We start from the raw sequence: 23061 nt of genomic DNA on the forward strand, positions 1-23061 counted from the left end.
TCCATGCAAGCGGCAGACTAGGCTCTGGTTTGCTGGCAGATAAGCCGGCTGCAGATGGTTATGAGGAAACTATGCAAGAACAATGGGCACTAGTTGACACCTGGTCGGCGGAGCATGGTCAGCTGGCAATGTGGGCAGGCCTGGCTATTTTACTCAGCTTGGCATGGCTGGCGAACTTTATTGTTAAACATATTTTATTACGGGCGGTATTCCGCTTATTAGGTTTACAAAAGCAGCAATGTGAGCAGCGCGGACTGGATTTTCGTTTTGTAAACCGCCTGGCAAATGTGGTGCCGGCGCTGGTGATCTCCACCCTGATTAGCCGGGTACCGCAGCTGCCGGAACTGCTGACGACAGTTACCATTAATGTTAGCAATGCCTTTGTCGTGCTGACCATCGCTATTGCTATCAGTAATCTGCTTACGCTGATTAATACTTTGTATTCGCGTCGGCCAGACGCTAACAACAAACCGATTAAAGGCTATATCCAGCTGTTAAAGATTGTGATCTATGCCGTCGCCCTGATCCTGATGATTGCCGCCCTCTTTGATCGTTCACCGCTGATTTTGCTGTCGGGCTTGGGTGCAATGGCGGCCGTGCTGATGTTGATTTTTCAGGATACTTTGCTATCGCTGGTTGCCAGTGTGCAAATTTCATCCAATGATGTGATTCGGGTCGGCGATTGGGTCGAAATGCCACAATTAAATGCTGATGGTGATGTCATTGACATCGCGCTGCATACCGTAAAGATTCAGAACTGGGACCGCACCATCACCACCATCCCAACCCGGCGTTTTATGACAGATCCGTTTAAAAACTGGCGCGGGATGCAGGAGTCTGGTGGCCGTCGCATTAAACGTAGCCTGATGTTGGATCAGCAAAGTGTCAGTTTTCTGGATACTGAGCAAATAAGCCGTTTGAGCCGCTTTCGTTTGTTACAGAGCTACCTGGCAGCTAAACAGCGCGAGATCGACGAATGGAACCAGACATTAGCCGAGAAAGGCAAGGAGCCGGTAAATACCCGCCGCATTACCAATATCGGCACTTTTCGTGCGTATGTCCTGAATTATCTGAAACATCACGCCAGTATTCATCAGAATATGACCTGCATGGTCCGGCAACTGGCACCATCAGCTGACGGCTTACCGTTAGAAATTTATTGCTTTACCAGTACCACTGCTTGGTTAGAGTATGAGGGTATTCAGTCAGATATTTTCGACCACTTGCTGGCAATTTTACCTGAATTCGGCTTACGGGTGTATCAGCATCCCAGTGGCATGGATGTAAGAGCCTTACAGAGTGTCTTGGCGCAGCAGCATTAATTGCTGCGCCGGCAGCTTGGCAGCACACAGGGCCCGCTTAGGGCCGGACCAGCGGCAAATTGCGCTGCTGCCACTCGCGGTAACCGCCAGCTAAGCTTAATACCTGCTGATACCCCATTTGCTGTAAGGTTTGTGCAGATAAGGCTGAGCGATAGCCACCGCCGCAGTACAACACGATCTTTTGCTTCTTATCCGGTACGGTTTGCTCGATATCGCGTTCAATAATCCCCTTACCCAGATGCATCGCCTCTGGCAAGTGCCCGGCTAACCATTCATGATCTTCGCGGATATCCAGTAACACATAGGGTTCCTGATGGCTCAGCAGCTCATCAATGGATATTTCCTTAATCTGCGCTTTGGCCGCCGCAACTAAGGCCAGAAAACCCGGTGCATGTTGTTTACTCACGCTTTACTCCATAAAAAATGCCAGTCATTGACTGGCATTTTTAGCACAACTCGTACCAAATTACATTAGCGGCTCAGTACCCTCGCCTTCTTTTTCCGGCGGTGGCGGCGGTAGCATATCTTCGCGATTCAGCCCCAGTTGCACAGCGATACCGCTGGCGACAAAGACCGACGAATAGGTACCAATCGCAATACCAAATAACAGCGCCGTCGCAAAGTTATGAATTAAGGCACCGCCCATATAAAACAGCACGACTAATACTACTATGGTGGTTAACGAGGTCACCACAGTCCGGTTTAGCGTTGACGTTACGGCATCGTTCACGGTTTCTTCGGCAGTGGCATCACGCAACTTACGGAAGCTTTCACGAATACGGTCAAACACCACTATAGTATCGTTAATCGAATAACCGATTAACGCCAAGATCGCCGCCAGTACCGTCAGGTCGAATTCCAGTTGCAGTAACGAGAACAAGCCAAGCGTAATGATGACGTCGTGGGCCAATGCCAGTACCGCACCTACCGACAAACGCCATTCAAAGCGCATACCAACGTACAGTAAGATACCCAGCAGAGCAACCAGCATGGCTAAGCCACCTTGCTCGCGCAGTTCACCGCCAACGGAAGGCCCGACAAACTCAATACGGCGCATTTCAACGCCATCGGCGGTTGTTTGGGCCAGCGCCGTCAGAATTTCATTAGAAATCCGGCTTTGTTCCACACCGTCACGCGGCGCAATCCGGATTGAAATATCCTGGCTTGAGCCAAAATATTGCACCACGGCATCCGCATAACCGCGCTCGGCCAGCACATTGCGAACCTGCGTCAGATCCGCATCTTGCGTAAAGCCGACTTCCAACACGGTACCACCGGTAAAATCCAGGCCCCAGTTAATGCCTTTTACCGCTAACAAGCCGAGCGAGCCAAGCACCAGCAACGCTGACAACATCAGCGCCGGCCATTTGAAGCGCATAAAGTTTAGTGCTTCAGAAAAACTAAAAATTCTCACTGTGCCTCCTTACATTGGCAGCGACTGTACACGACGGCCGCCCCAGAACAGATTCACCAGTAAGCGGGTACCCACTACCGCAGTGAAAATCGAGGTTAAAATACCAATCGCCAGCGTAATAGCAAAGCCTTTAACCGGGCCGGTACCAATACCAAACAGGATGAGTGCCACCAGTAAGGTCGTAATATTAGAGTCGGCAATAGTGGCAAAGGCGCGATCATAACCCTGATGGATGGCCTGCTGTACCGAGCGGCCCTCAGCCAACTCTTCGCGGATCCGCTCAAAGATCAGTACGTTAGCATCAACCGCCATACCTACCGTTAATACGATACCCGCCATACCGGGTAAGGTCAGGGTAGCGCCCGGAATCATCGACATCACACCCACTATCAGCACCAGATTAGCCACCAGCGCACAGTTGGCAATCAGGCCAAACACCTTGTAGTAGACGACCATAAAGATCAGCACCACCACCATACCCCACATAATCGCCGTCATACCCAGATCAATATTCTCCTGACCTAAGCTTGGACCGATAGTACGTTCTTCGATAATTTGGGTCGGGGCAATCAGCGCACCGGCTCGCAATAACAACGCCAGGTTCTGCGCTTCGGCCGGGTTACCAATACCGGTAATGCGGAAGCTGCGGCCAAGCCGCGCCTGAATGGTAGCAGCATTAATCACTTCTTCATGCTTGACCAAAACCGGGGTCCCGTCTGCCTGTAACTCTTCACCCGGCTTGTATTCGATAAAGACGGTGGCCATGCGACGACCAATTGAATCGCGCGTTGCGGTAGACAGCAAATTACCACCTTGCGCATCCAGCGAGATATTAACTTGTGGCTGACCCATTTCATCATAACTTGAGCTGGCATTGGTAATATGCTCACCGGTTAACATCACCCGGTTTTCCAGCAGATAAGGCTGACCGCTGCGGTCATAATATAAACCGGCACCTGGCGGTAAACGACCATTTAAGGCCGCGGCTAAGTCACCCTGCTCATCGACCAGACGGAATTCCAAGGTTGCCGTGGCACCCAGAATTTCTTTGGCTTGCGCCGGATCCTGCACGCCCGGCAGCTGTACGATAATCCGGTCAGCGCCCTGACGTTGCACCAGTGGCTCAGCAACGCCAATTTCGTTTACCCGATTGCGGATAATAGTAATGTTTTGATTTAACGCATATTCCCGGATTTCTTTAATCCGATTCTCACTCAGTGTGACATTCAAACTAAACTCGGCAGCACCCTCGCTAAACACAAACTCCCGGTCAATTTTACTCAGCGCACTGCGGGCTGCCGTTACATCTTCCGCTGAACGCAGCAGGATCTGCACTTCGCCACGCTCTAAATCTGCAGCTACTGAGCGATAACGAACCCGAGCTTCACGCAAGTCAGCACGGAAAGCCTGTACCAGATCATTGATATTCTTATCCATAGCGGCTTTCATATCGACCGCCATCAGGAAATGCACACCACCGCGTAAGTCCAGACCTAATTTCATTGGGCTGGCGCCAATTGAGGCCAACCAGTCCGGTGTGGTCGGTACCAGGTTTAACGCCGTAACATAGTTAACGTTACCCAGTAACTCGGTGGCAACCTGCCTTGCCCGTAACTGCTCTTCCGCCGATTGAAAACGGGCCAATACCTGCCCGGCTTCCAGCGTGACCGCTTTAGGGGTAATACCGGCGCTGGTGAAAGCCTGCTCCAGCTGTTGCCTTGTGGTTTCTGATACCGCGCCACCGCGGGTAGCGTTAATATTTAGTGCCGGATCTTCCGGATATAAATTGGGCATGGCATACACCAATGCCAGCAGCAGTACCCCTATTACCACGAAGTACCGCCAGAGCGGATTTTGGTTTAACACTCAGAGTTCCTTTTATATCAGTACCGCTTACCAGAGAGGGTAGCGCCGTTCAGCCAGCGCTACCCTTACTGCATTACAGTGACTTTAAGGTGCCTTTTGGCAACACAGCGCTTACCGCACCTTTTTGCACCGTGACTTCAGTGTTATCGTTTAACGCGATAACAATAAAATCTTTATCTTCAGCAATTTTGGTAATCCGACCTACCAGACCGCCCTGGGTCAGTACTTCGTCACCTTTGCCTAAAGCGGCCATCAGATTACGGTGCTCTTTCACGCGTTTCGCTTGTGGCCGGTAGATCAGAAAATAGAAAATCAGACCAAAAGCCAGCAGCATAATAATCAGATCCCAACCACCACCTTGCGGTGCAGCGGCAGTATCAGCGTAGGCTTGGTTAATAAATAAACTCATATGTATCCCCTTTAAGTATTGTAATGCGTTATTCGTTTGTAGCGGCGCTCAGCGCTGGTACCGGCAGGCCACGTTTGGCATAGAAATCTGCCACAAAGTCGTCCAACTTACCAGCGGCAATAGCTGCCCGCAATCCTTGCATCAGTTTCTGATAATGATGCAGGTTATGAATCGTATTCAGCCGCGCCCCCAGGATCTCGTTGCAACGGTCCAGATGATGTAAATATGCACGGGAATAATTTTTACAAGTGTAGCAATCACATTCTTTATCCAGTGGCGCCGTATCATCCTTGTGTTTGGCGTTACGGATCTTCACCACCCCGTCCGACACAAACAAATGGCCGTTACGGGCGTTACGGGTTGGCATCACACAATCAAACATATCGACGCCGCGGCGCACCGCCTCAACAATATCTTCTGGCTTACCGACACCCATCAGATAGCGCGGCTTCTGTGCCGGCATCTTATCGGTGGTGTGATTCAGGATATTGATCATATCGGCTTTCGGTTCACCTACTGACAGCCCGCCGATGGCGTAGCCATCAAAGCCAATCTCTTCCAGACCTTGCAGCGAAATATCACGCAGGTGCGGATACATGCCGCCCTGAATAATACCAAACAAGGCGGAGGGGTTATCGCCATGGGCGTCTTTCGAACGTTTAGCCCAGCGTAGTGATAACTCCATAGATTTGCGCGCCTGGGGTTCAGTCGCAGGATAAGGCGTGCACTCATCGAAAATCATCACGATATCCGAACCCAGGTCACGCTGCACTTCCATTGAGCGCTCCGGTGTCAGCATAATTTTTTCGCCATTGAGCGGCGAGCGGAATTTCACGCCCTCTTCGGTAATCTTACGCAGCTCACCGAGGCTAAACACCTGAAAACCACCCGAATCGGTCAGAATCGGTTTATGCCAGTGCATAAAGTCGTGCAGGTCGCCATGCTTGCGGATAATCTCCGTACCAGGACGCAGCATTAAATGAAAGGTATTGCCCAGGCAGATTTGCGCGCCGGTGGCGTCCAGCTCTTCTGGCGTCATGCCTTTTACCGTACCGTAAGTACCTACCGGCATAAAAGCGGGCGTATCTACCACACCGCGCTGAAAAATCAATTGCCCGCGACGGGCTTTGCCGTCGGTGGCCAGTAGTTCAAATTTCACGTTGTAACCTCATCTGGCCGGAAAAACAGTCCGGCACTTTTGTCATCGCAAAGCACGTAGCGGGTTGCCACGGCTGTGTGCAGCAGTATATCAGAAGACCGTCTCTAACTGATAAACATGGCGTCGCCATAGGAATAAAAACGATATTTTTCCGCAATCGCGGTTTGGTAGGCCGCCATAATATGCTCGCGACTACTCAGCGCTGATACCAGCATAATCAGTGTCGACTCGGGTAAATGGAAGTTGGTGATTAGGGCATCTATCACCTTAAACTGATAACCGGGGTAGATAAAGATAGCGGTATCACCGCTAAAAGGCGCCAGTACTCCACCGTGCTGCATCGCAGCTGATTCCAGCGAACGTACCGAAGTGGTGCCTACCGCAACGACTCGGTTACCGCGGGCTTTACAGGCGGTAATGGCATCGACAACCTGTTGTTCAACTTCAAAATACTCGCTGTGCATTTTATGAGCGCTAATTTCGTCTACCCGCACCGGTTGAAAGGTGCCGGCACCCACATGCAGTGTTACGTATGCGAATTCGATGCCCTTTTGCTGTAACGCAGCCAGTAGCGGCTCGTCAAAATGTAAACCCGCTGTCGGTGCAGCGACAGCGCCGGGTTTCTGGTTATACACGGTTTGATAGCGCGCCTTGTCCGCTTCGGTATCCGGACGGGCAATATAGGGCGGTAATGGCATATGCCCCAACCGTTCCAGCATACTCAGCACCGGCTCTGTTGCGAGGTATTCCAGCTCAAACAGGCTGTCATGTCGTGCCACCATCCGCACCCGGGCTTCCTGCTCTAATAGCAGTTCAGTGCCCACTTTAGGGGCTTTGCTGGCCCGGATATGGGCTAAAAAGCGCTGTTCGTTGAGTAAGCGCTCCACCAATACTTCGACTTTACCACCGGAGTCTTTCTGCCCGAATAGCCGCGCCGGAATGACCCGGGTATTGTTAAATACCAACAGATCACCCGGGTTAAGCAGCTGCAGAATGTCTTTGAAAATATAATGGGAAAGTGTGCCGTTTTGTTTGTCCATACAAAGCAAACGGCTGGCCGAACGTTCGGCTTGGGGTTCACTGGCAATGAGCTGCTCGGGCAGCTCAAAACTAAAGTCTTTAACTAACATAATGCACTCTCTGGCTTTACCGGCCAATCCGGCGGGCGCTATGTTAGCAGATTTCGCGCTGCGCTAGCCGTTACCACGACACCTTTTTTGCAGCACTTCAGCGATTAATGCCGTCATCAGCTGATAGCTGCGAGCTTTACTGGATGTGGGGCGCCAGGCAACACCAATATCACGATAGGCGTTACCCGTAGCGGCCGGCTGACTAATCAGTTCGGTGCCTTCCAACACGCCACTGTTGATCGCCATTTGCGGCATAAAGGTCACGCCCAGTTTGTTGTTAACCATTTGCGTCAGGGTATGCAGGCTGGTGGCGAAAAACGGGTTGACCTTACGGCTATCTTCCAGCTCACAGGCTTTTACCGCATGCCCGCTGAGGCAATGCTCGCGCTCAAGCAAAAAGATACTTTCATCCGGCCACTGATTAATATCCTGATTAAAACCGCGATCCTGCCAGTCCCTGTGCAACACCAGATTAAACTGATCCTGCGCCAGAATTTCAGTATGCAGGGCACCGGTTTCATAAGGGAGCGCCAGTAATACCATATCCAGCCGGCCTTCACCTAAGGCATGCAAGGAATTATCCGATGTGTCCTCTCGGAGCAATAACTGTAAATCCGGATAACGCTCGCGGCATAGCGTCATCACATCGCCGAGCACAAAGGGCGCAATAGTCGGGATGCAGCCGAGGCGGAATGGCCCGGTCATTGGTTTACCCTGCGATTTGGCAAAATCGGTCAGCTCCTCGCACTGTTCAATAATATGCCGCGCCTGGCGCACCACGTCTTCACCCAGAGGGGTAAAAATAAAGGTTTTGTGATCACGCTCCAGCAACTGCGCGTCCATGGTTTCTTCCAGATTGGCAATTGCCGCGCTGAGTGTCGACTGCCCGATATAGCAAGCATCGGCGGCACGACCAAAATGCTGATGCTCGTGCAGCGCCAGTAAGTACTGTAATTGTTTAATGCTGGGTAAACGTTTCATTCTTTTTTCCGATTAAAAACTTCTAAATAGCAAAGGTACATGGATTAAAGTACGCGTCTGTAGTACGGAATGCAAGTTACAAGGCACACCGGCGAAAAAATCAGGCCCCGACAGTCGCAGCCGCCGGACAGATCGCATATGCTTATTTATCTGATAGGTGCTTTACTTAAACTTAATGAAAATTAATAGTTTTTATTTACGTCTTACCGCTTACTTCGCTGCCTTAGTGCTGCTTTGCTGTTTACTTTTGGCGTTCCATTTCGATCGGCTCGCGACCCTGGCACTCACTGAAGCCGCTGCCCGTAACCTGTTTAATACTACCCGTTCCGCCGCCATGCAGATCACTGTTAATATGCAGGAACGGGAACGGGAGGTACTGTTACTCAGTCGTAGCCATCTGCTAAAAACAGCCGATCTGCGCACTAGCCTGGTCAGTAACCGATTACAAGATATTCAGCAGTCCTACCCCTACTACGCCTGGATTGGTATCGCAGCACCAGATGGCGAGGTGTTGAATGCCACCGGAAAACTGCTGGTTGGCGAAAATGTGGCAGCTCGCCCCTGGTTTCAGGCCGGGCTAAAAGGACCTTATGTCGGTGACGTCCATAAAGCCTTGTTACTAGAGCAATTGTTACGACCTAACAGCACCGAGCCTTTACGCTTTATTGATTTTGTTGCCCCGCTATACGATGAAACAGGTCAGGTAAAAGCCGTACTTGGCACCCATGTCGATTGGGCCTGGGTGGCGCAATTACTCAGTGGCATCCTAGACGGTGCGACTGAGCAACAGCTTGAATTCTTTATTCTGGATGCAAAGCAGCAGTGGCTGTATCCCTTTAGCGCCAGTAACACAGCTGTACCTCCGTTACCAGACACAGGCCAAACAACCAGCATACGCTGGCCAGATCAACAACACTATCTGACCTCTGTGGTTCAGATCCAAACCAACCAGCCTGCCCTGCAATGGCAATTGGTACTGCGCCAACCCGTCAATACGGCACTGACACCGGTAAAACTATTACACCAACAAATATTGTGGTTGGCACTGGCGTTGATTGCGCTTGGGCTGTTACTGTCATTAGTACTAGCCCGTCAATTCAGTTTGCCGATTATTAAATTGGCGCGTGATGCCCGCAGTATCTCGTCCGCAAAATTGCAGGACTTTCAGACCGAGTCATCACTGACTGAAATCCGTGAATTAGCCAACGCCCTACATACTATGCTGCAATCGTTACAGCACAAACAGCAGCAACTGACCGAGGCAAATAATACGCTGGAGCAGCAAGTTGCGGAGCGCACTCTGGAATTACAACACGCGAATCAGGTACTGCAGCAATTATCCCTGACCGATCCCTTAACCGGGGTGGCAAACCGCCGCCGGGCTGAACAGCAGCTGCAACTGGCGATAGCTCAATTTCAACGCTATCAAACCCCGGCTACTGTTTTACTGTTGGATATCGACCACTTTAAGCGGATTAACGACAACTTTGGTCATGATATCGGCGATCTGGTGTTAAAACAGTTGGCGCAAGCCTGGCAAGCCGAACTACGCAGCAGTGATCTGTTGGCGCGTTTAGGTGGCGAAGAGTTTCTGGTACTTGCTACCCAAACCAATCTGGACGATGCTGTTTTGCTGGCCGAAAAGCTGCGGGTGAGTACTGCAGCTTTGCATATTCCTCAAGTCGGTAAGGTCACCGTCAGCATTGGGGTTGCTCCGTTCACCCCAGACAATCTGGAACACGAGCTGTTTTTAAAGCAGGCGGATGAAGCCTTGTATCGCGCCAAACAAACCGGCCGCAATCAGGTGCGTCTGGCGCTAAGTTAACGCCTGAGCTGATAGCAAAAGGCCAGCTAACGCTGGCCTCGGCTGATTTAACTAAAAATCGCTCTTAGCAGATAGAAGAAGATAACCGCTAAACCGGCACCCACCGGTAAGGTGATGACCCAGGAGATAAAGATATTCCGCACCACACCCAGATTTAGTGCCGCTATGCCGCGAGCTAAACCCACACCCAGTACGGCACCCACCAGCGTTTGCGTGGTAGAGATAGGTAAGCCAGCACCTGATGCGATAACCACCGTAGAAGCCGCTGATAATTCAGCAGCAAAACCCCGGCTTGGCGTTAAATGCGTGATAGCAGTACCGATAGTTTTAATTACCCGGGCACCCAGTGTTGCCAAACCAATCACAATACCTACAGCACCTAATGGCAGTACCCAGGGCGCCAAGGTCGCTTTGGAAGCAATTTCACCACCTGAAGTGACCACACTAACCACAGCTGCCACCGGGCCGATAGCATTGGCGACATCATTTGAACCGTGGGCAAAGGCCATACAACAGGCGGTTGTGATCATCAGAATACCGAAGATTTTCTCGACATTATTAAAGTGCATTTCGCGATCGGCTTCCGGATCGATTTTCAAGCGTGAAATCGCCACCTTACCAATGAGGCCGACTACTAAGCCAATCCCTAACGCCAGATAGATACCGTTCGCTGTTGAGATATTCAGACCGATATGGGTCAAACCTTTCTGAATTGTCACTAACGACATAATAAAGCCTGCAAACACCATATAAAATGGTACATACTTTTTTGCATTAGCGATGGGGTTCTCAGTATCAAAGATTAGCCGCTGCGCACTCATAAAGATCAGATAGGCTAAAATACCGGCCAGCATCGGTGTCACTACCCAACTGCCAACAATACCCGATACTTTATTCCACTGTACCGCCTCCGAACCCACTGCAACCAGGGCAAAACCGATGATCGCACCAACGATCGAGTGCGTGGTAGAAACGGGCCAGCCAAAGTATGACGCCACCAACAACCAGGTACCGGCTGCCAGTAAGGCACCAATCATGCCGTAAACCAGGTATTCCGGTACTTCAGCAAAATAACTCGGGTCAATAATGCCGGAACGAATGGTCGAAGTAACAGAGCCACCGGCCAGATAAGCGCCGGCAAACTCAAAAATTGCTGCGATAAAAATCGCCTGTTTGATGGTTAAGGCTTTGGAGCCGACCGAAGTTCCCATCGCATTGGCAACATCATTTGCACCAACGCCATAGGCCATAATAAAGCCAAAAACGGCGGCCAGAATAATCAGGATCAGGCCGTAAGATTCTAAAATTCCCATAAAAAATACCTGTGTGGTTAGCGGGCGAGCATAATTTCCAGACGAGAACCAACGCGCAGTGCTACGTCAGCCAGATCGCCTAACCATTCCAGTGTGCGATATAAGAAGATCACATCGACCGGGTTTAAATCCTTCTCGGCTAACCGCACGGCCTTGCGCAGTTTAATTTGCATTTCATCAGTATCATGTTCGATGGCATCCAATTGCTCTACCATCTTAATCACCAGATCCACTTCTCGACCACGGAAACCGGTTTCCAGCAGTTCATCCAGCTCATTGATGACTTGTGACGCCATCTCTGTCGCATCTAAACAGCGTTTGATATAGGCGGTAAAATCATCCTGTAACGGCAGCGGAATTTCTAACTCCCGCCCCAGCACCCGACCAGAAATATCTTTGGTTTTATTGGCAATCTTATCTTGCTGCGACACCAGCTCCAGAATATCGGTACGGTCGACCGGTAAAAATAAGCCACGGGGTAAATTAACCCGGATCTCGCGTTTTAATTTGTCGGCTTCTTTTTCCAGCGCGACAATTTTTTTCCGAACATCGGCAGCCTGAATCCAATCTTTTTGATATACCGCAGCAAAAAAAGGCAGTAACAAGGTACTGGCTTCGTACACCTTGCGGATGTGCTCTTCAATCGGCTTAATCGGCGATTTGGCAAACACAGATAAAAAAGTATTAGCGGGCATAAAAGGCCTCTTTGTGTTGAATGACTCTAGTCGGCGCGCATTGTAACCGCAATCAGAATGCAATAAAAATGAAATATCGGACCAGTAACAAAAACGCCTTAGCCATTATTCTGGCTAAGGCGCTGTCAAAAAGCGAGCTGCGGCGTCGAATTAACTACGTACTTCCTGCTCCAGCTGCTCCTGGCTGCTATGCCGTACTACCTTACCTTTAACAAAGAAAATAATGTACTCGGACAGGTTTTTACAACGATCACCAATCCGCTCCAGCGAGCGGGCAGACCACAGCACATTCATCACCTTTGGAATAGAACGCGGATCTTCAATCATATAGGTCATCAGCTGGCGGGTAATGGCTTCATACTCCCGATCCACTTTTTTATCTTCTTTGTGTACCGTTAAGGCTGCTTCAACATCCATCCGGGCAAAGGCGTCCAGCACGTCGTGCAGCATTTGCGCCACATGGCGTCCCAGATTATCCAGATTAACTAACAGATCTTGCTGATCGCTGTTAAAGGATTCCAGCGCCACCTTAGCAATACGGCGGGTTTCATCACCGATCCGTTCCAGATCCGCGATACTTTTTAAAATCGCCATAATTAAGCGTAAATCGCTGGCCGCTGGCTGCCGCTTCGCAATCATCCGGGTACACTCTTTGTCGATTTGCAGTTCCCACTCGTTAACTTTCAAATCGTTTTCAATCACCTGCTGCGCCAGCTCACTGTCGTTATTGGCGATAGCAGTCAGCGCATCATACAACTGACGCTCAATCAGGCCGCCCATCGACATCACATGGTTGCGGATTTGCTCCAACTCTTCATTAAACTGGCTGGAAATGTGCTTCGATAAATTCAGTTTATCCATGTTGGTACACCCCACTGTGGTCTGTTGACGACGTCCAGACAGCCTTAACCAAAGCGCCCGGTAATATAATCTTCTGTTTGTGGCTCGCTGGGATCAGTAAAAATCCGGTTGGTGGTATTAAACTCAACCAGCCGCCCCAAGTTCATAAACGCAGTGAAGTCGGATACTCGAGCTGCCTGCTGCATATTATGCGTTACAATAACTATAGTGTAGTGCTGCTTTAATTCATAAATCAGCTCTTCAATTTTCAGAGTCGAGATTGGATCCAAAGCCGAGGCGGGTTCATCCAACAGCAAGACCTCGGGTTCAATTGCAATCGCCCGGGCAATAACCAGACGCTGCTGTTGGCCACCGGATAAGGTCAGAGCATTATCGAACAGCCGCTCTTTGACCTCCTGCCACAGCGCTGCCTTGACCAACGCCTCCTCTACCAGCTCATCGAGCTGTCGCGAACTGTTCACACCTTGTAAGCGTAAGCCGAACGCCACGTTCTCATAGACTGACAATGGAAAAGGGTTAGGCTTTTGAAACACAATACCGACCCGGCGCCTAAGCTCAGCCAGGTCAACACCCGGACCATAGATGTTCAGCTCATCAAGCAAGACGTCACCCTCGGTTACAGCGTCATCCAGCAACTCATTCATGCGGTTAAAACTCCGCAATAAACTGGATTTACCGCAACCGGAAGGGCCGATCAGGGCGGTGACCTGGTTAGCAGGGATGTTCAGGCTGATATTATCCAGCACCTTTTTCCCTGCCAAACTCACTGACAAATCCCGAACTGATATTTTCAAACCTTAATCCTCTGCCGGCCAGTGTAACCGGATAATATGACAATTTTATGACTAATAGGGCGTGTTGACGTTTACTCGACCTAGACCACCCGACGCCGATAGTAACGCCGTAACCGCATCGCCAGTAAATTTAATACACCAATCAACACGAGCAGCACCAGAGCAATCGCAAATACTCTGGGTTCAGCGGCATCCGCATTCGAGCTCTGTAAACCGACATCATAGATTTGAAAGCCCAGACTCATAATTTGCTGATCCAGTTGGATATAAGGTGCGCTACTACTAAGCGGCAATACCGGCGCATATTTTACTACGCCAACAAAAATCAACGGCGCTACCTCGCCAGCGGCGCGAGATACCGCCAGGATAATACCGGTTAACATCGCCGGGCGGGCAGCCGGTAGGATCAGCTTACGCAACACTTCGGCTTTGGTCGCGCCCAGCGCATAACCCCCTAAGCGTAAACTGGATGGGATCCGCGCCAATCCCTCCTCGGTTGCGACTATTACCACCGGCAGAGTCAGTAGCGCCAGCGTCAGCGATACCCAGATCAGGCCGGGGGTGCCAAAGGTGGGTTGCGGTAATCGCTCCGGGTAAAACAGCTGGTCAATACTGCCACCCAACACATAGACAAAAAAGCCCAGGCCAAAGACGCCAAATACCACAGACGGCACGCCAGCCAGATTATGTACGCTGAGTCTCACCAGACGCACCAAACGGCCATCCCGTGCATATTCGTGCAGATAAATCCCCGCCATAATACCGATCGGTGCTACGACTACCGCCATAAGTAACACCGACAACAGCGTACCGGTAATAGCCGGCAGTATGCCACCGGCACTGTTCGCTTCACGCGGTTCAGTACTGAGAAAAGACCACCATTGCCCGGCAAACCAGCGCATCTTTTGCAACCAACTTAAGCTATTGGGTGCCAACTGCAGCATAATATCTGCTTGCTGCAGCCGCAGTTGCTGGCCATTTGCCAGTTGCAATAGTAACTGGCCCTCTGACATCGCTTGCGGCCAGCCATACAGCTCACCGAACTGCCGATGCCTGACCAGCAAGACCTCTGGTGGTCGCTGCACGTCACTAAGCTGCTGTTGCCAGTACCAGCGAAAAGCCGGTGCGCCTGACGGTTGATATCCTTGCTTGACTAATATACGCGTTGCAGGTGCAGAAAAAGTTAACCCCGCCGCGGCCAACTGTGGAGCCGTCAACTGCTGTTGACTAACCACTTCACCCAGCACCAAAGAAGCCTCATGTGGTGATTCTGCGTTCTGACTAACCCGAAATTGCACAATATCAGCCGGCCAGAACAACCCCAGACCACGGCTTAACATCAGATAAGACAGCGCTAGCAGCAGCATCAAAACAAAAGCACTGGCCAGGGCGGCCAGCCAGAACCAGTAATTGCGCTGATGGTAATCCGGCGTCATGTGTCCAGCCTCTGGAAATTGCGTTTTAGCCGCTGGCGTACCAGATCAGCCAGGGTGTTAGCCATAAAGGTGAAAATAAATAACAGAATAGCGACTAAAAACAACATCCGGTAATGGCTACTGTCAACTGCAGCTTCCGGTAACTCAATGGTCAGAGTGGCAGTTAAACTGCGTAGCCCCTCAAACAGGTTAAAGTTGCTGATTGGCGCATTACCGGTTGCCATTAAAATAATCATCGTTTCGCCCAGCGCCCGGCCCAGCCCCAACATGACCGCAGCCAGGACGCCTGGCAACGACAGTGGCCAAATCACCCGCCGCACGATTTGCCAATGCGTCGCGCCCAGTGCTGATGCCCCCAGCGTTAACTGCCGCGGTACCTGTGACATCACATCGTAGCAAATACTAAAAATGATTGGTAACACCGCAAAGCCCATTGCCAGACCAACGACCAAGGCATTACGCTGCTGATAACTGACGCCCTGCTCGTTTAACCAAAACCGAAAACTGCCGCTAAAAAACTGTTGTTGCAGGGTGTCACCGCCCAGTAACGCCAGATAAGCTGTAACAAACAGCAAGGCGGCCAGCAGCATTAAATCCCAGCCGCTGCCAGGGATCTGTTGCCAGCGCTTCGGCAGCCGCGGCCACAGCCGCGCCAAAGCCAGCACCAGCAAGGGCAGCAGCAATAAAAACAGCAGCAATGCCAGCAAATGTTGCTCCAACGCCGGCGCCAGCCAGATCGCGGCCAGAAAACCGATAATTACCGTTGGAAACAAGGCCAACAGCTCAATCAGCTGACTGAGCCTGCTACGTAACGGCTCACTGAGGAAACAGGCGGTATAAAGTGCCGCCAGTATGCCCAGCGGAACCGCAACCAGCATGGCATAAAATGCGGCTTTCAAGGTGCCAATAGTCAAAGGCACTAGTGAGTACTTACCCTGTCTTAACTCGGCGCCGCCACTACTTTGCCAGACATACTCCGGCTGCTGCCAACCTTCGTACCAGACCTTCTGGAACAGGGTGCGCCAGGAGATTTCCGGATGACGGTTGTCCAGTTGTAATGCAGTTGGTTCGCCTGGCCCCAGCAACCATAACTGTTCGTTACGCTGGCTAAACTGTAACCTGGTCGCCCTTTGATACTCCGCAGCCTGCCCCTGCCACAAAGGTTTAGTCAGATTGGCGTAAAACAGGCTCACGCCCCCCGCGGCATCCAGCACAGCAAAACCACTGCGGCCCTGTTCAGGTGCAATATCGACAATGGCCGCATTGCGTCTGGCAAAAGGCTTAATCCAACTGATACGGAGCTGCCCGTGCTCATCAGGCAAGAAAAACCATTGTTTCAGCTGGCCACTACTGTCACCGGAAACAATACTTTGCTTGCCTGCCAACCAACGCAGCGTCGTTAAATTCACAGTGCGATCCGTTAACGATAAACGCTGCAAACAGCCCGCTTCAGGTTGTCGTTGCCACCATAAACAAGCCTCGCCATTACTGGCAGCCAACAACAGATAACCTTGCAATGGCTCGACTAAGCTAAAGGCCACCTCAAAACCGGCAGCAGTCGCCGCTGCTGCCGGTATCGGAGCTGGCGTTATGTCAAAAGCGGGGGGGGAGTGTTCTACCACTATCGGCTGAGCAGAAACCGGTTTAAACAACGGCGTGACCTCTGTCAGCAGATAAACGAAGATCCCAAGCAAGGCCAGAATCACACTGCCACCTGCCAGTGTAATCAACCAGGACCAGAGTCGGTTCAACCAGCGGCGCTGCTGCGTTCGACGCTGCCGCTGTTTACCGGCGGGTAAGCGACTCAGCGGCGGGGTGCCTTGTGTCATAATCCCAACTCCTGAATCGCCTGCGCTCGCAGTGCCGCTGGCACTGGTACTAAACCATCATTACTGAGTAAGGCTTGTCCCTCGGCCGATAACACAAAACGCAAAAATGCCTGTTCAGCGGCAGGCAGGGCGCGCGCCGGCGCTTTATTCAGATAAATATAGAGTACCCTGGCCAGTGGATAACGACCACTGATGGCGTGTTCCGGCGTCGGCATTAGCGCCGGGCTGTTGGCGTCAGCCTGCAGCGCCAGTATTTTCACACCGGCAATTTGCTGGCCTAGCCCAGAATAGCCAATGGCATTGACACTTTGACTCACCGCCCGCACCACCGCCGCCGCGCCGGGTAATTGCTGCACCCGTTGTTGATAATCGCCCTCACACAGCACCTGCTGGCGGAAGAAACCATAGGTTCCGGAGGCCGGATTGCGGCCATAAGCGGCGACTGGACGGGATTGCCAGGTGCCAGCGAGGCCGAGTTCACCCCAGCGCTCAATCGCGGCCTGGCGATGACATAAGCGATTTTGAGCATAAATACTTTCCAGCTGCGCCATGCTGATACTGCGCAGCGGATTGTCCTGATGCACATAGAGCGCCAGCATATCCAGCGCGACAGGCACGGCTATAGCATCGTAGCCAAAGCGACGCCGGAACCGTTCTTGCTCGACGGCCAGCATCGGCCGGCTCATTGGCCCCAAGCTGGCAGTGCCCTCTAATAGTGCTACCGGCGCTGTCGCCGAGCCACTGCTTTGGATCTGTAAATTTAATTGCGGATGTAACGCCACAAACTGCCGCCGCCAGATCATCATCATATTATGTAGGGTGTCAGAGCCGGTGCTGGACAAGGTGCCGCTGAGCGGCGTGGGCTCGGCCACAGCAAGCGTTGCGCTTTGTTCAGGCGAGACTGCCCTGAGTGCCGGGCTTAACGCCGCCAGCACTAAGCTAATTATCATCAGGCGCAATTTTGCGGTTGCAACTAACATCAAAGCCTAAGCATCTTGTCAAAAACGCCATCTTAGCGCAGCGACTGCGCTGACGCCTAGCAGAGTAAATAAAAATTCACAGATAACTGTAAAAACATCAAGTTGCCGCTAAACTCTATGCAGAGAAAAAACGATACCCAAAAGCATTATATCTTCCCTAATACAGGAGTTCGCATGAAGCAGTTGGTGTTAACCATTATCGGTAAAGATAAAGCTGGCCTCGTTGAGCAATTATCCCGGGTAATCAATGAGCATCGTGGTAACTGGATGGCCAGTAACTTAAGTCACTTAGCTGGCTATTTTGCCGGTATAGTGCAAATTGAAGTTGCTGAGCCGGACCTGGCTGATCTGACCCAGGCGCTTGGCCAGGTGAAAGATTTGGATATCCGGGTGCAGCAAGGCGAAGATAGCCAGCTGGATAAGCAACAGCAATTACGCTTTGTCATTACCGGCAACGACCGTCCCGGCATAGTACGCGAACTCTCAACGGTATTAAGCCACAAAGGTGCCAATATTATTGCCTTTGAAAGCAGCAAACAAAGCGCGCCGAACTGGGGCTCGCCGTTATTTCATGCCGAAGCGACCGTGCAATTGCCAGCAGGATTAAAGCGGGATGATGTCACTGCCGCACTCGAGGCTATCGCCACCGATATTGTTGTCGATCTAGAATAACCAGGACCCACAGTGCCCTCGCACGGCACTGTCATCGCTTTGTCACAAAACTGACATAGAGTGCTTTGCAAGCAGTAAGCAGGAGCAAATTCATGGAACAGCAGCACACCCCGGCCCCGTCCTCTGAGTATCCATTATTTCCGAGAGAACTCAGTTGGTTGGCCTTTAACGGCCGGGTGTTACAGGAAGCCGCCGATACCCGCAACCCACCCATTGAGCGGCTGAGATTTCTCGGTATTTATTCTAACAACCTGGATGAGTTTTTCCGGGTGCGGGTTGCCGATGTGAAACGCCGTATTCTGCTGAAAAAATATCAAACCTATGAACACGAAGATGCTGAGCTGCTGCTGATTGAAATTCAAAACCAGGTATTGCAGCTGGGTAAGCAGTTCAACAAAATCTACCTGGATATTCAGTTGGAGCTGCGTAAACACAATATTGAGTTAATTGACGACAGTAAACTGACCGAGTTGCAATCCGGCTGGGTAAAAAGCTTTTTTAAAAATGAAGTTAAAAAGCATATCTCACCGATCATTCTGTCCAGCACTGATGCCTCGCTCAGTAAGATCCTTGAAGATAATACGACCTATCTGATGGTGGAAATGACCGGCAGTAATAAACCGGAATATGCCATAGTGCAGGTACCCACAGATGAAGTATCGCGTTTTATTGAGCTGCCGCTAAATCTGAATACCCGGAAGAAGAACGGTCATTACCGCCGGCAGATTTTGTTACTGGACGATATTATTAATCACTGTATTGGCGATTTATTTCAGGGCTTTTTTGAGTTTGACCAAATCTGTGCCTTCTCGCTCAAGCTGACCCGTGACGCTGAGTACAATATCAGCGATACGCTGGATCAGAGCTTGATTGATAAAATGTCCAAAGGGATCCGCCAGCGGCTGAAATCAGAACCGACGCGCTTGGTCTATGATGCTGCTATGCCGGAGCAAATGTTAAAAGTGCTGACTAAACAGCTTGGCACCGGCTCGATGGATGCGTTAATTGCCGGTAGCCGCTACCGTAACTTCAAAGACTTTATCGGTTTTCCCAACCTGGGCCACCAGAGTATGGAGTTTGCGCCGCTGCCGCCGTTGCCCAGTGCAGATTTTGAAGCGCATCCCACTACTTTTGACGCCATTCGTAATGCCGATATTATGTTGTACTACCCTTATCACAGCTTTGGCTACTTTACCGAGTGGGTACGGCAGGCGTCATTCGACCCTAAGGTCACCCATATCAAAATCACCATGTACCGGGTAGCGAAACATTCGCGGGTTATTCATTCGCTGCTGGATGCGGTGCGTAATGGTAAGAAAGTTACCGTGGTAGTCGAATTAAAAGCGCGTTTTGATGAAGAAAACAACATCAATTGGGCCAGAAAAATGACCGATGCCGGTATTGAAGTCATTTTTGGCCAGACCACGCTAAAGATTCACTCGAAGATTTGTCTAATTACCCGGCTTGAGAAAGGTAAGCCGGTACGCTATGGCCATATCGGCAGTGGTAACTTTAACGAAAAAACAGCGCGTATCTACACCGACATGAGCTTATTTACCTGCCATCCGGAAATCACCGCTGAAATTGAGCAGGTTTTTGAGTTTATTCAATACTCATACCGGCCATTCCAGTTTAATCATTTAATTGTGTCGCCTACCTGGAGCCGGCCGAAATTGCTGCAGTTAATTCAGCGTGAAATCGACTTCGCGGTGAGTGGCCGTAAAGCAGAGATTTTCCTGAAAGTGAATAATCTGGTCGACGAAGAAATTGTGCAGTTGCTGTACAAAGCCAGTCAGGCCGGTGTCAAGATCCGGATGATTATTCGTGGAATGTGTACCCTGGTACCCGGCCTTCCCGGCAAGAGCCAGAATATTAAAGTGATCAGTATTCTGGACCGTTTTCTCGAACATGCCCGGGTGTATGTATTCCACAATGGCGGTGACACTGATTTATACTTATCTTCGGCCGACTGGATGACGCGTAACATCGACCAGCGGGTTGAGGTTGGCGTGCCGATTCTGGATGCAAAAATTAAGCAAACGATTTTAACCACTCTGGATATCCAGTGGCGGGATAACGTCAAAGCCCGTATGATTGACGCTAAACAGAGTAACCCTTATGTAAAGCGTGGCAATAAGCGGAATATCCGCTCGCAGCAAAGCATCTATGATTTCTTTGCTGCCCAAAGCCAGCTGTTACTGCAACAGACTGAACCGGAATTTTGAGCATAACTGAATCAGCCAGCACCACCAGCCCTTATATCGCCGCAGTTGATTTGGGCTCGAACAGCTTTCACATGGTGATCGCCCGGATTGTCAAGGGCGACATCCAACTGCTGCATCGGGAAAAACAGAAAGTTCAACTGGCCGAAGGCTTAAACGAAGACTTGGTACTAAGTGAAGAAGCCATCGAGCGCGGGTTGAATGTGCTGCGGCAGTTTGCCGATACTCTGCAACCTTTCGCACCGCAGTCCGTGCGGGTGATTGCCACCTATACCTTGCGTCGCGCCAAAAATGCCGCCACGTTTTTACGACGGGCAAAAACCTTATTTCCGTTTCCGATTGAAGTGATTTCCGGTCAGGAAGAAGCACGTTTTATCTATCAGGGCGTCGCACATTTTGAGCACTTTAGTGGCAAGCGGCTGGTCATCGATATCGGTGGTGGCAGTACCGAGTTTGCCATCGGCGACGGCGCCCAGCCACTGCGGCTGAGCAGTCGCAATATGGGCTGCGTCAGCTACGCGAAGAGCCATTTTCCGGCAGGGAAAATCAGTGCCCGGCGCTTTAACAAGGCCATTATTCAGGCCGAGCAGGAACTGGAGCCGATTATCAGCAGCTTCCGGGCTACGGGTTGGCAGCAAGTCGTCGGTACCTCGGGCACCATCAAAACACTGCGTGATATTGTGGTCAACTTTGGCTGGACCAACGGACCGGTTGAGTTATGTCATTTATTGCAATTACGCGATTACCTGCTTAACTTTGACAACAGTGCAGAGCTGGAACTAACCGGCCTCACCGATGACCGCAAGCTACTGCTCTGCTCGGGTCTGAGTATTCTGATTGCCGCCTTTCAGATGCTGCAAATTGAACAATTGGTCTATGTTGACGCCGCACTGCGTGAAGGCGTGCTGTATGAGATGAGTGATCGGATGCAACATCTGGATATTCGCGAACAAACTATGTACAGCTTGCTACAACGCTATGATATCGACCAGGCCCAAGCCAATCGGGTTAAGGGAACGGCGCTGGCGCTGTTGGCGCTGGTGCGCGATAGCTGGCAACTGGATGACGAAGATGCCTTGCTGCTCGGTTTTGCCGCAACCGTGTATGAAATCGGCCTGCATATTAACTCATCCGGGGTACAAAAACACTCGGCTTACATTCTGCAAAACGCTAACCTGCCGGGCTTCAATCAGGAGCAACAAAGTTTGCTGGCCTGTCTGGTGCGCTTTCACCGCCGTAAAATTCGTGCTGATGAAATCCCCTATTTCAGCCTGTATGAGTTGCCGAAGGTGATTAACTTGTTGGTACTGTTACGCTTGGCTGTGTTGTTAAATCAAAAACGCCGCGATGATTTTCTACCGCCTCTGACCGCAACCGCCAAGGTACAATATCTGCAGTTACAACTGGCTCCGGAATGGTTGCAACTGCAAAGCGTGCTGGCCGCCGACTTACTGCAAGAGCAGAAAATTCTGAAGAAAATTGCTTTTAAACTGGAGATCCCGACTTTGCAGGATCTGCCCGATGGTGCAGTTTTTACCGAGCTGGCATCCTGATGTGTCGCTGTCCCTGGCTTGATCAAAGCAAAGCCGACTATGTCGCTTACCACGACGAGGAATGGGGCGTGCCGGTATTTGATGACCGCAAGTTATTTGAATATCTGACTCTGGAAGCGGCGCAAGCCGGTTTAAGCTGGTATACGGTGTTAAAAAAGCGCCTGAATTACCGGCTGGCGTTCGCCGGGTTTGACCCGGTGCAAGTCGCAATGTTCGACGAGGCTAAAATCCAGAGCCTGCTGCAAAACCCTGGCATTATCCGTAACCAACTCAAAGTTCGGGCTGCGGTGAATAATGCAGCACGCTTTTTAGAGGTACAACAAGAGTTTGGCAGCTTTGCCCGTTATCAGTGGCAGTTCGTCAATGGCCAGCCGCTGCTGAATCAGCGCCAGCAACTCAGTGACTATCCGGCGCGCACTGACATCTCGGACGCCTTTAGTAAAGACTTACAGCGACGTGGTTTTAAATTTGTCGGCTCGACCATTATTTACGCCCATATGCAGGCCTGTGGTATGGTCAATGATCACAGCCTGGATTGTTTTCGGCGCGACCAAATTATTGCTGGCTATCGCGATTTGCCCGCGCTCGATACGCTCTAGC

At 51.0% G+C, this 23061-nt stretch carries 20 protein-coding genes; 6 read left to right on the forward strand and 14 right to left on the reverse strand.

Annotated features, from left to right (window positions below; translation table 11 throughout):
* Positions 1-71 precede the first annotated feature (71 nt).
* Entirely contained in the window at positions 72-1322 is a 1251-nt protein-coding gene (locus AGRI_RS08260) for a mechanosensitive ion channel family protein (RefSeq protein ID WP_040291741.1), read from the forward strand.
* Positions 1323-1359: 37 nt separating this feature from the next.
* Here AGRI_RS08260 and AGRI_RS08265 read toward each other — a convergent pair whose 3' ends face one another.
* The 7 genes from AGRI_RS08265 to AGRI_RS08295 all read right to left on the reverse strand — a co-directional run bounded on the left by AGRI_RS08265 (position 1360) and on the right by AGRI_RS08295 (position 8281).
* Complete coding sequence (locus tag AGRI_RS08265; RefSeq protein ID WP_008984496.1) at positions 1360-1728, reverse strand: rhodanese-like domain-containing protein; 369 nt, start codon at positions 1726-1728, stop codon at positions 1360-1362.
* Positions 1729-1788: 60 nt separating this feature from the next.
* Positions 1789-2736 (reverse strand): protein translocase subunit SecF, encoded by a 948-nt coding sequence (gene secF, locus AGRI_RS08270; RefSeq protein ID WP_008984497.1) that lies wholly within the window; start codon positions 2734-2736, stop codon positions 1789-1791.
* Positions 2737-2745: 9 nt separating this feature from the next.
* The gene (gene secD, locus AGRI_RS08275; RefSeq protein ID WP_008984498.1) at positions 2746-4602 is read right to left on the reverse strand and encodes a protein translocase subunit SecD; all 1857 of its coding nucleotides are present in this window, start codon (positions 4600-4602) and stop codon (positions 2746-2748) included.
* 73 nt (positions 4603-4675) lie between these two features.
* Positions 4676-5011: a preprotein translocase subunit YajC gene (gene yajC / locus AGRI_RS08280; protein WP_008984499.1), complete on the reverse strand. Its 336-nt coding sequence runs from the start codon at positions 5009-5011 to the stop codon at positions 4676-4678.
* Between the two features lie 28 nt (positions 5012-5039).
* Entirely contained in the window at positions 5040-6170 is a 1131-nt protein-coding gene (gene tgt / locus AGRI_RS08285; protein WP_008984500.1) for a tRNA guanosine(34) transglycosylase Tgt, read from the reverse strand.
* Positions 6171-6274: 104 nt separating this feature from the next.
* A complete protein-coding gene (gene queA / locus AGRI_RS08290; RefSeq protein ID WP_008984501.1) occupies positions 6275-7300 on the reverse strand; it encodes a tRNA preQ1(34) S-adenosylmethionine ribosyltransferase-isomerase QueA in 1026 nt (341 codons plus the stop codon).
* 63 nt (positions 7301-7363) lie between these two features.
* Positions 7364-8281, reverse strand: a complete 918-nt coding sequence (locus tag AGRI_RS08295) for a hydrogen peroxide-inducible genes activator (RefSeq protein ID WP_008984502.1) — start codon at positions 8279-8281, stop codon at positions 7364-7366.
* Positions 8282-8456: 175 nt separating this feature from the next.
* On the opposite strand from AGRI_RS08295, the gene AGRI_RS08300 reads away from it, so the two are divergent.
* Entirely contained in the window at positions 8457-10106 is a 1650-nt protein-coding gene (locus AGRI_RS08300) for a sensor domain-containing diguanylate cyclase (protein ID WP_008984503.1), read from the forward strand.
* A 47-nt stretch (positions 10107-10153) separates the two neighbouring features.
* Here the strand turns inward: AGRI_RS08300 and AGRI_RS08305 are convergent, their stop codons facing one another.
* The 7 genes from AGRI_RS08305 to AGRI_RS08335 all read right to left on the reverse strand — a co-directional run bounded on the left by AGRI_RS08305 (position 10154) and on the right by AGRI_RS08335 (position 17984).
* Entirely contained in the window at positions 10154-11419 is a 1266-nt protein-coding gene (locus AGRI_RS08305; RefSeq protein WP_008984504.1) for an inorganic phosphate transporter, read from the reverse strand.
* A 17-nt stretch (positions 11420-11436) separates the two neighbouring features.
* Complete coding sequence (locus AGRI_RS08310; protein WP_008984505.1) at positions 11437-12114, reverse strand: TIGR00153 family protein; 678 nt, start codon at positions 12112-12114, stop codon at positions 11437-11439.
* A 150-nt stretch (positions 12115-12264) separates the two neighbouring features.
* A complete protein-coding gene (phoU, locus tag AGRI_RS08315; protein WP_008984506.1) occupies positions 12265-12975 on the reverse strand; it encodes a phosphate signaling complex protein PhoU in 711 nt (236 codons plus the stop codon).
* Positions 12976-13019: 44 nt separating this feature from the next.
* Positions 13020-13763 carry a phosphate ABC transporter ATP-binding protein PstB gene (gene pstB / locus AGRI_RS08320; protein WP_369815358.1) on the reverse strand — a complete coding sequence of 248 codons (744 nt, stop codon included), beginning with the start codon at positions 13761-13763 and terminating at the stop codon, positions 13020-13022.
* Positions 13764-13849: 86 nt separating this feature from the next.
* Positions 13850-15205, reverse strand: a complete 1356-nt coding sequence (gene pstA, locus AGRI_RS08325) for a phosphate ABC transporter permease PstA (RefSeq protein WP_008984508.1) — start codon at positions 15203-15205, stop codon at positions 13850-13852.
* On the reverse strand, positions 15202-17034 hold the full coding sequence (locus AGRI_RS08330; RefSeq protein ID WP_008984509.1) for an ABC transporter permease subunit: 1833 nt from the start codon (positions 17032-17034) through the stop codon (positions 15202-15204). The genes pstA and AGRI_RS08330 overlap by 4 nt, the downstream gene beginning before the upstream one ends.
* Positions 17031-17984, reverse strand: coding sequence for a PstS family phosphate ABC transporter substrate-binding protein (locus AGRI_RS08335; RefSeq protein ID WP_156411317.1), 954 nt, complete (start codon positions 17982-17984; stop codon positions 17031-17033). The genes AGRI_RS08330 and AGRI_RS08335 overlap by 4 nt, the downstream gene beginning before the upstream one ends.
* 204 nt (positions 17985-18188) lie before the next feature.
* Here AGRI_RS08335 and AGRI_RS08340 point away from each other — a divergent pair, with 204 nt between their 5' ends.
* From AGRI_RS08340 to AGRI_RS08355, 4 genes are all read left to right on the forward strand, one after another.
* Positions 18189-18686 (forward strand): glycine cleavage system transcriptional repressor, encoded by a 498-nt coding sequence (locus AGRI_RS08340; protein WP_008984511.1) that lies wholly within the window; start codon positions 18189-18191, stop codon positions 18684-18686.
* A 92-nt stretch (positions 18687-18778) separates the two neighbouring features.
* Positions 18779-20911 carry a polyphosphate kinase 1 gene (gene ppk1 / locus AGRI_RS08345; protein ID WP_008984512.1) on the forward strand — a complete coding sequence of 711 codons (2133 nt, stop codon included), beginning with the start codon at positions 18779-18781 and terminating at the stop codon, positions 20909-20911.
* Positions 20908-22461, forward strand: coding sequence for a Ppx/GppA phosphatase family protein (locus tag AGRI_RS08350; protein WP_008984513.1), 1554 nt, complete (start codon positions 20908-20910; stop codon positions 22459-22461). The genes ppk1 and AGRI_RS08350 overlap by 4 nt, the downstream gene beginning before the upstream one ends.
* Positions 22461-23060, forward strand: a complete 600-nt coding sequence (locus AGRI_RS08355; protein ID WP_008984514.1) for a DNA-3-methyladenine glycosylase I — start codon at positions 22461-22463, stop codon at positions 23058-23060. Before AGRI_RS08350 ends, AGRI_RS08355 begins: the two co-directional genes overlap by 1 nt.
* The last annotated feature ends 1 nt before the right edge of the window (position 23061 follow it).

Origin of the sequence: Alishewanella agri BL06, assembly GCF_000272005.1 — a bacterium.
Taxonomy (GTDB): Bacteria; Pseudomonadota; Gammaproteobacteria; order Enterobacterales; family Alteromonadaceae; genus Alishewanella; species Alishewanella agri.

Bases quoted from the DNA above. Each gene is read 5' to 3' on its own strand.
- AGRI_RS08260 (WP_040291741.1), top strand. From the start codon at position 72: ATGCAAGAACAATGGGCACTAGTTGACACCTGGTCGGCGGAGCATGGT.
- yajC (WP_008984499.1), bottom strand. From the start codon at position 5,011: ATGAGTTTATTTATTAACCAAGCCTACGCTGATACTGCCGCTGCACCG.
- queA (WP_008984501.1), bottom strand. From the start codon at position 7,300: ATGTTAGTTAAAGACTTTAGTTTTGAGCTGCCCGAGCAGCTCATTGCC.
- AGRI_RS08295 (WP_008984502.1), bottom strand. From the start codon at position 8,281: ATGAAACGTTTACCCAGCATTAAACAATTACAGTACTTACTGGCGCTG.
- AGRI_RS08300 (WP_008984503.1), top strand. From the start codon at position 8,457: ATGAAAATTAATAGTTTTTATTTACGTCTTACCGCTTACTTCGCTGCC.
- AGRI_RS08305 (WP_008984504.1), bottom strand. From the start codon at position 11,419: ATGGGAATTTTAGAATCTTACGGCCTGATCCTGATTATTCTGGCCGCC.
- AGRI_RS08310 (WP_008984505.1), bottom strand. From the start codon at position 12,114: ATGCCCGCTAATACTTTTTTATCTGTGTTTGCCAAATCGCCGATTAAG.
- phoU (WP_008984506.1), bottom strand. From the start codon at position 12,975: ATGGATAAACTGAATTTATCGAAGCACATTTCCAGCCAGTTTAATGAA.
- pstA (WP_008984508.1), bottom strand. From the start codon at position 15,205: ATGACGCCGGATTACCATCAGCGCAATTACTGGTTCTGGCTGGCCGCC.
- AGRI_RS08330 (WP_008984509.1), bottom strand. From the start codon at position 17,034: ATGACACAAGGCACCCCGCCGCTGAGTCGCTTACCCGCCGGTAAACAG.
- AGRI_RS08335 (WP_156411317.1), bottom strand. From the start codon at position 17,984: ATGATAATTAGCTTAGTGCTGGCGGCGTTAAGCCCGGCACTCAGGGCA.
- AGRI_RS08340 (WP_008984511.1), top strand. From the start codon at position 18,189: ATGAAGCAGTTGGTGTTAACCATTATCGGTAAAGATAAAGCTGGCCTC.
- ppk1 (WP_008984512.1), top strand. From the start codon at position 18,779: ATGGAACAGCAGCACACCCCGGCCCCGTCCTCTGAGTATCCATTATTT.
- AGRI_RS08355 (WP_008984514.1), top strand. From the start codon at position 22,461: ATGTGTCGCTGTCCCTGGCTTGATCAAAGCAAAGCCGACTATGTCGCT.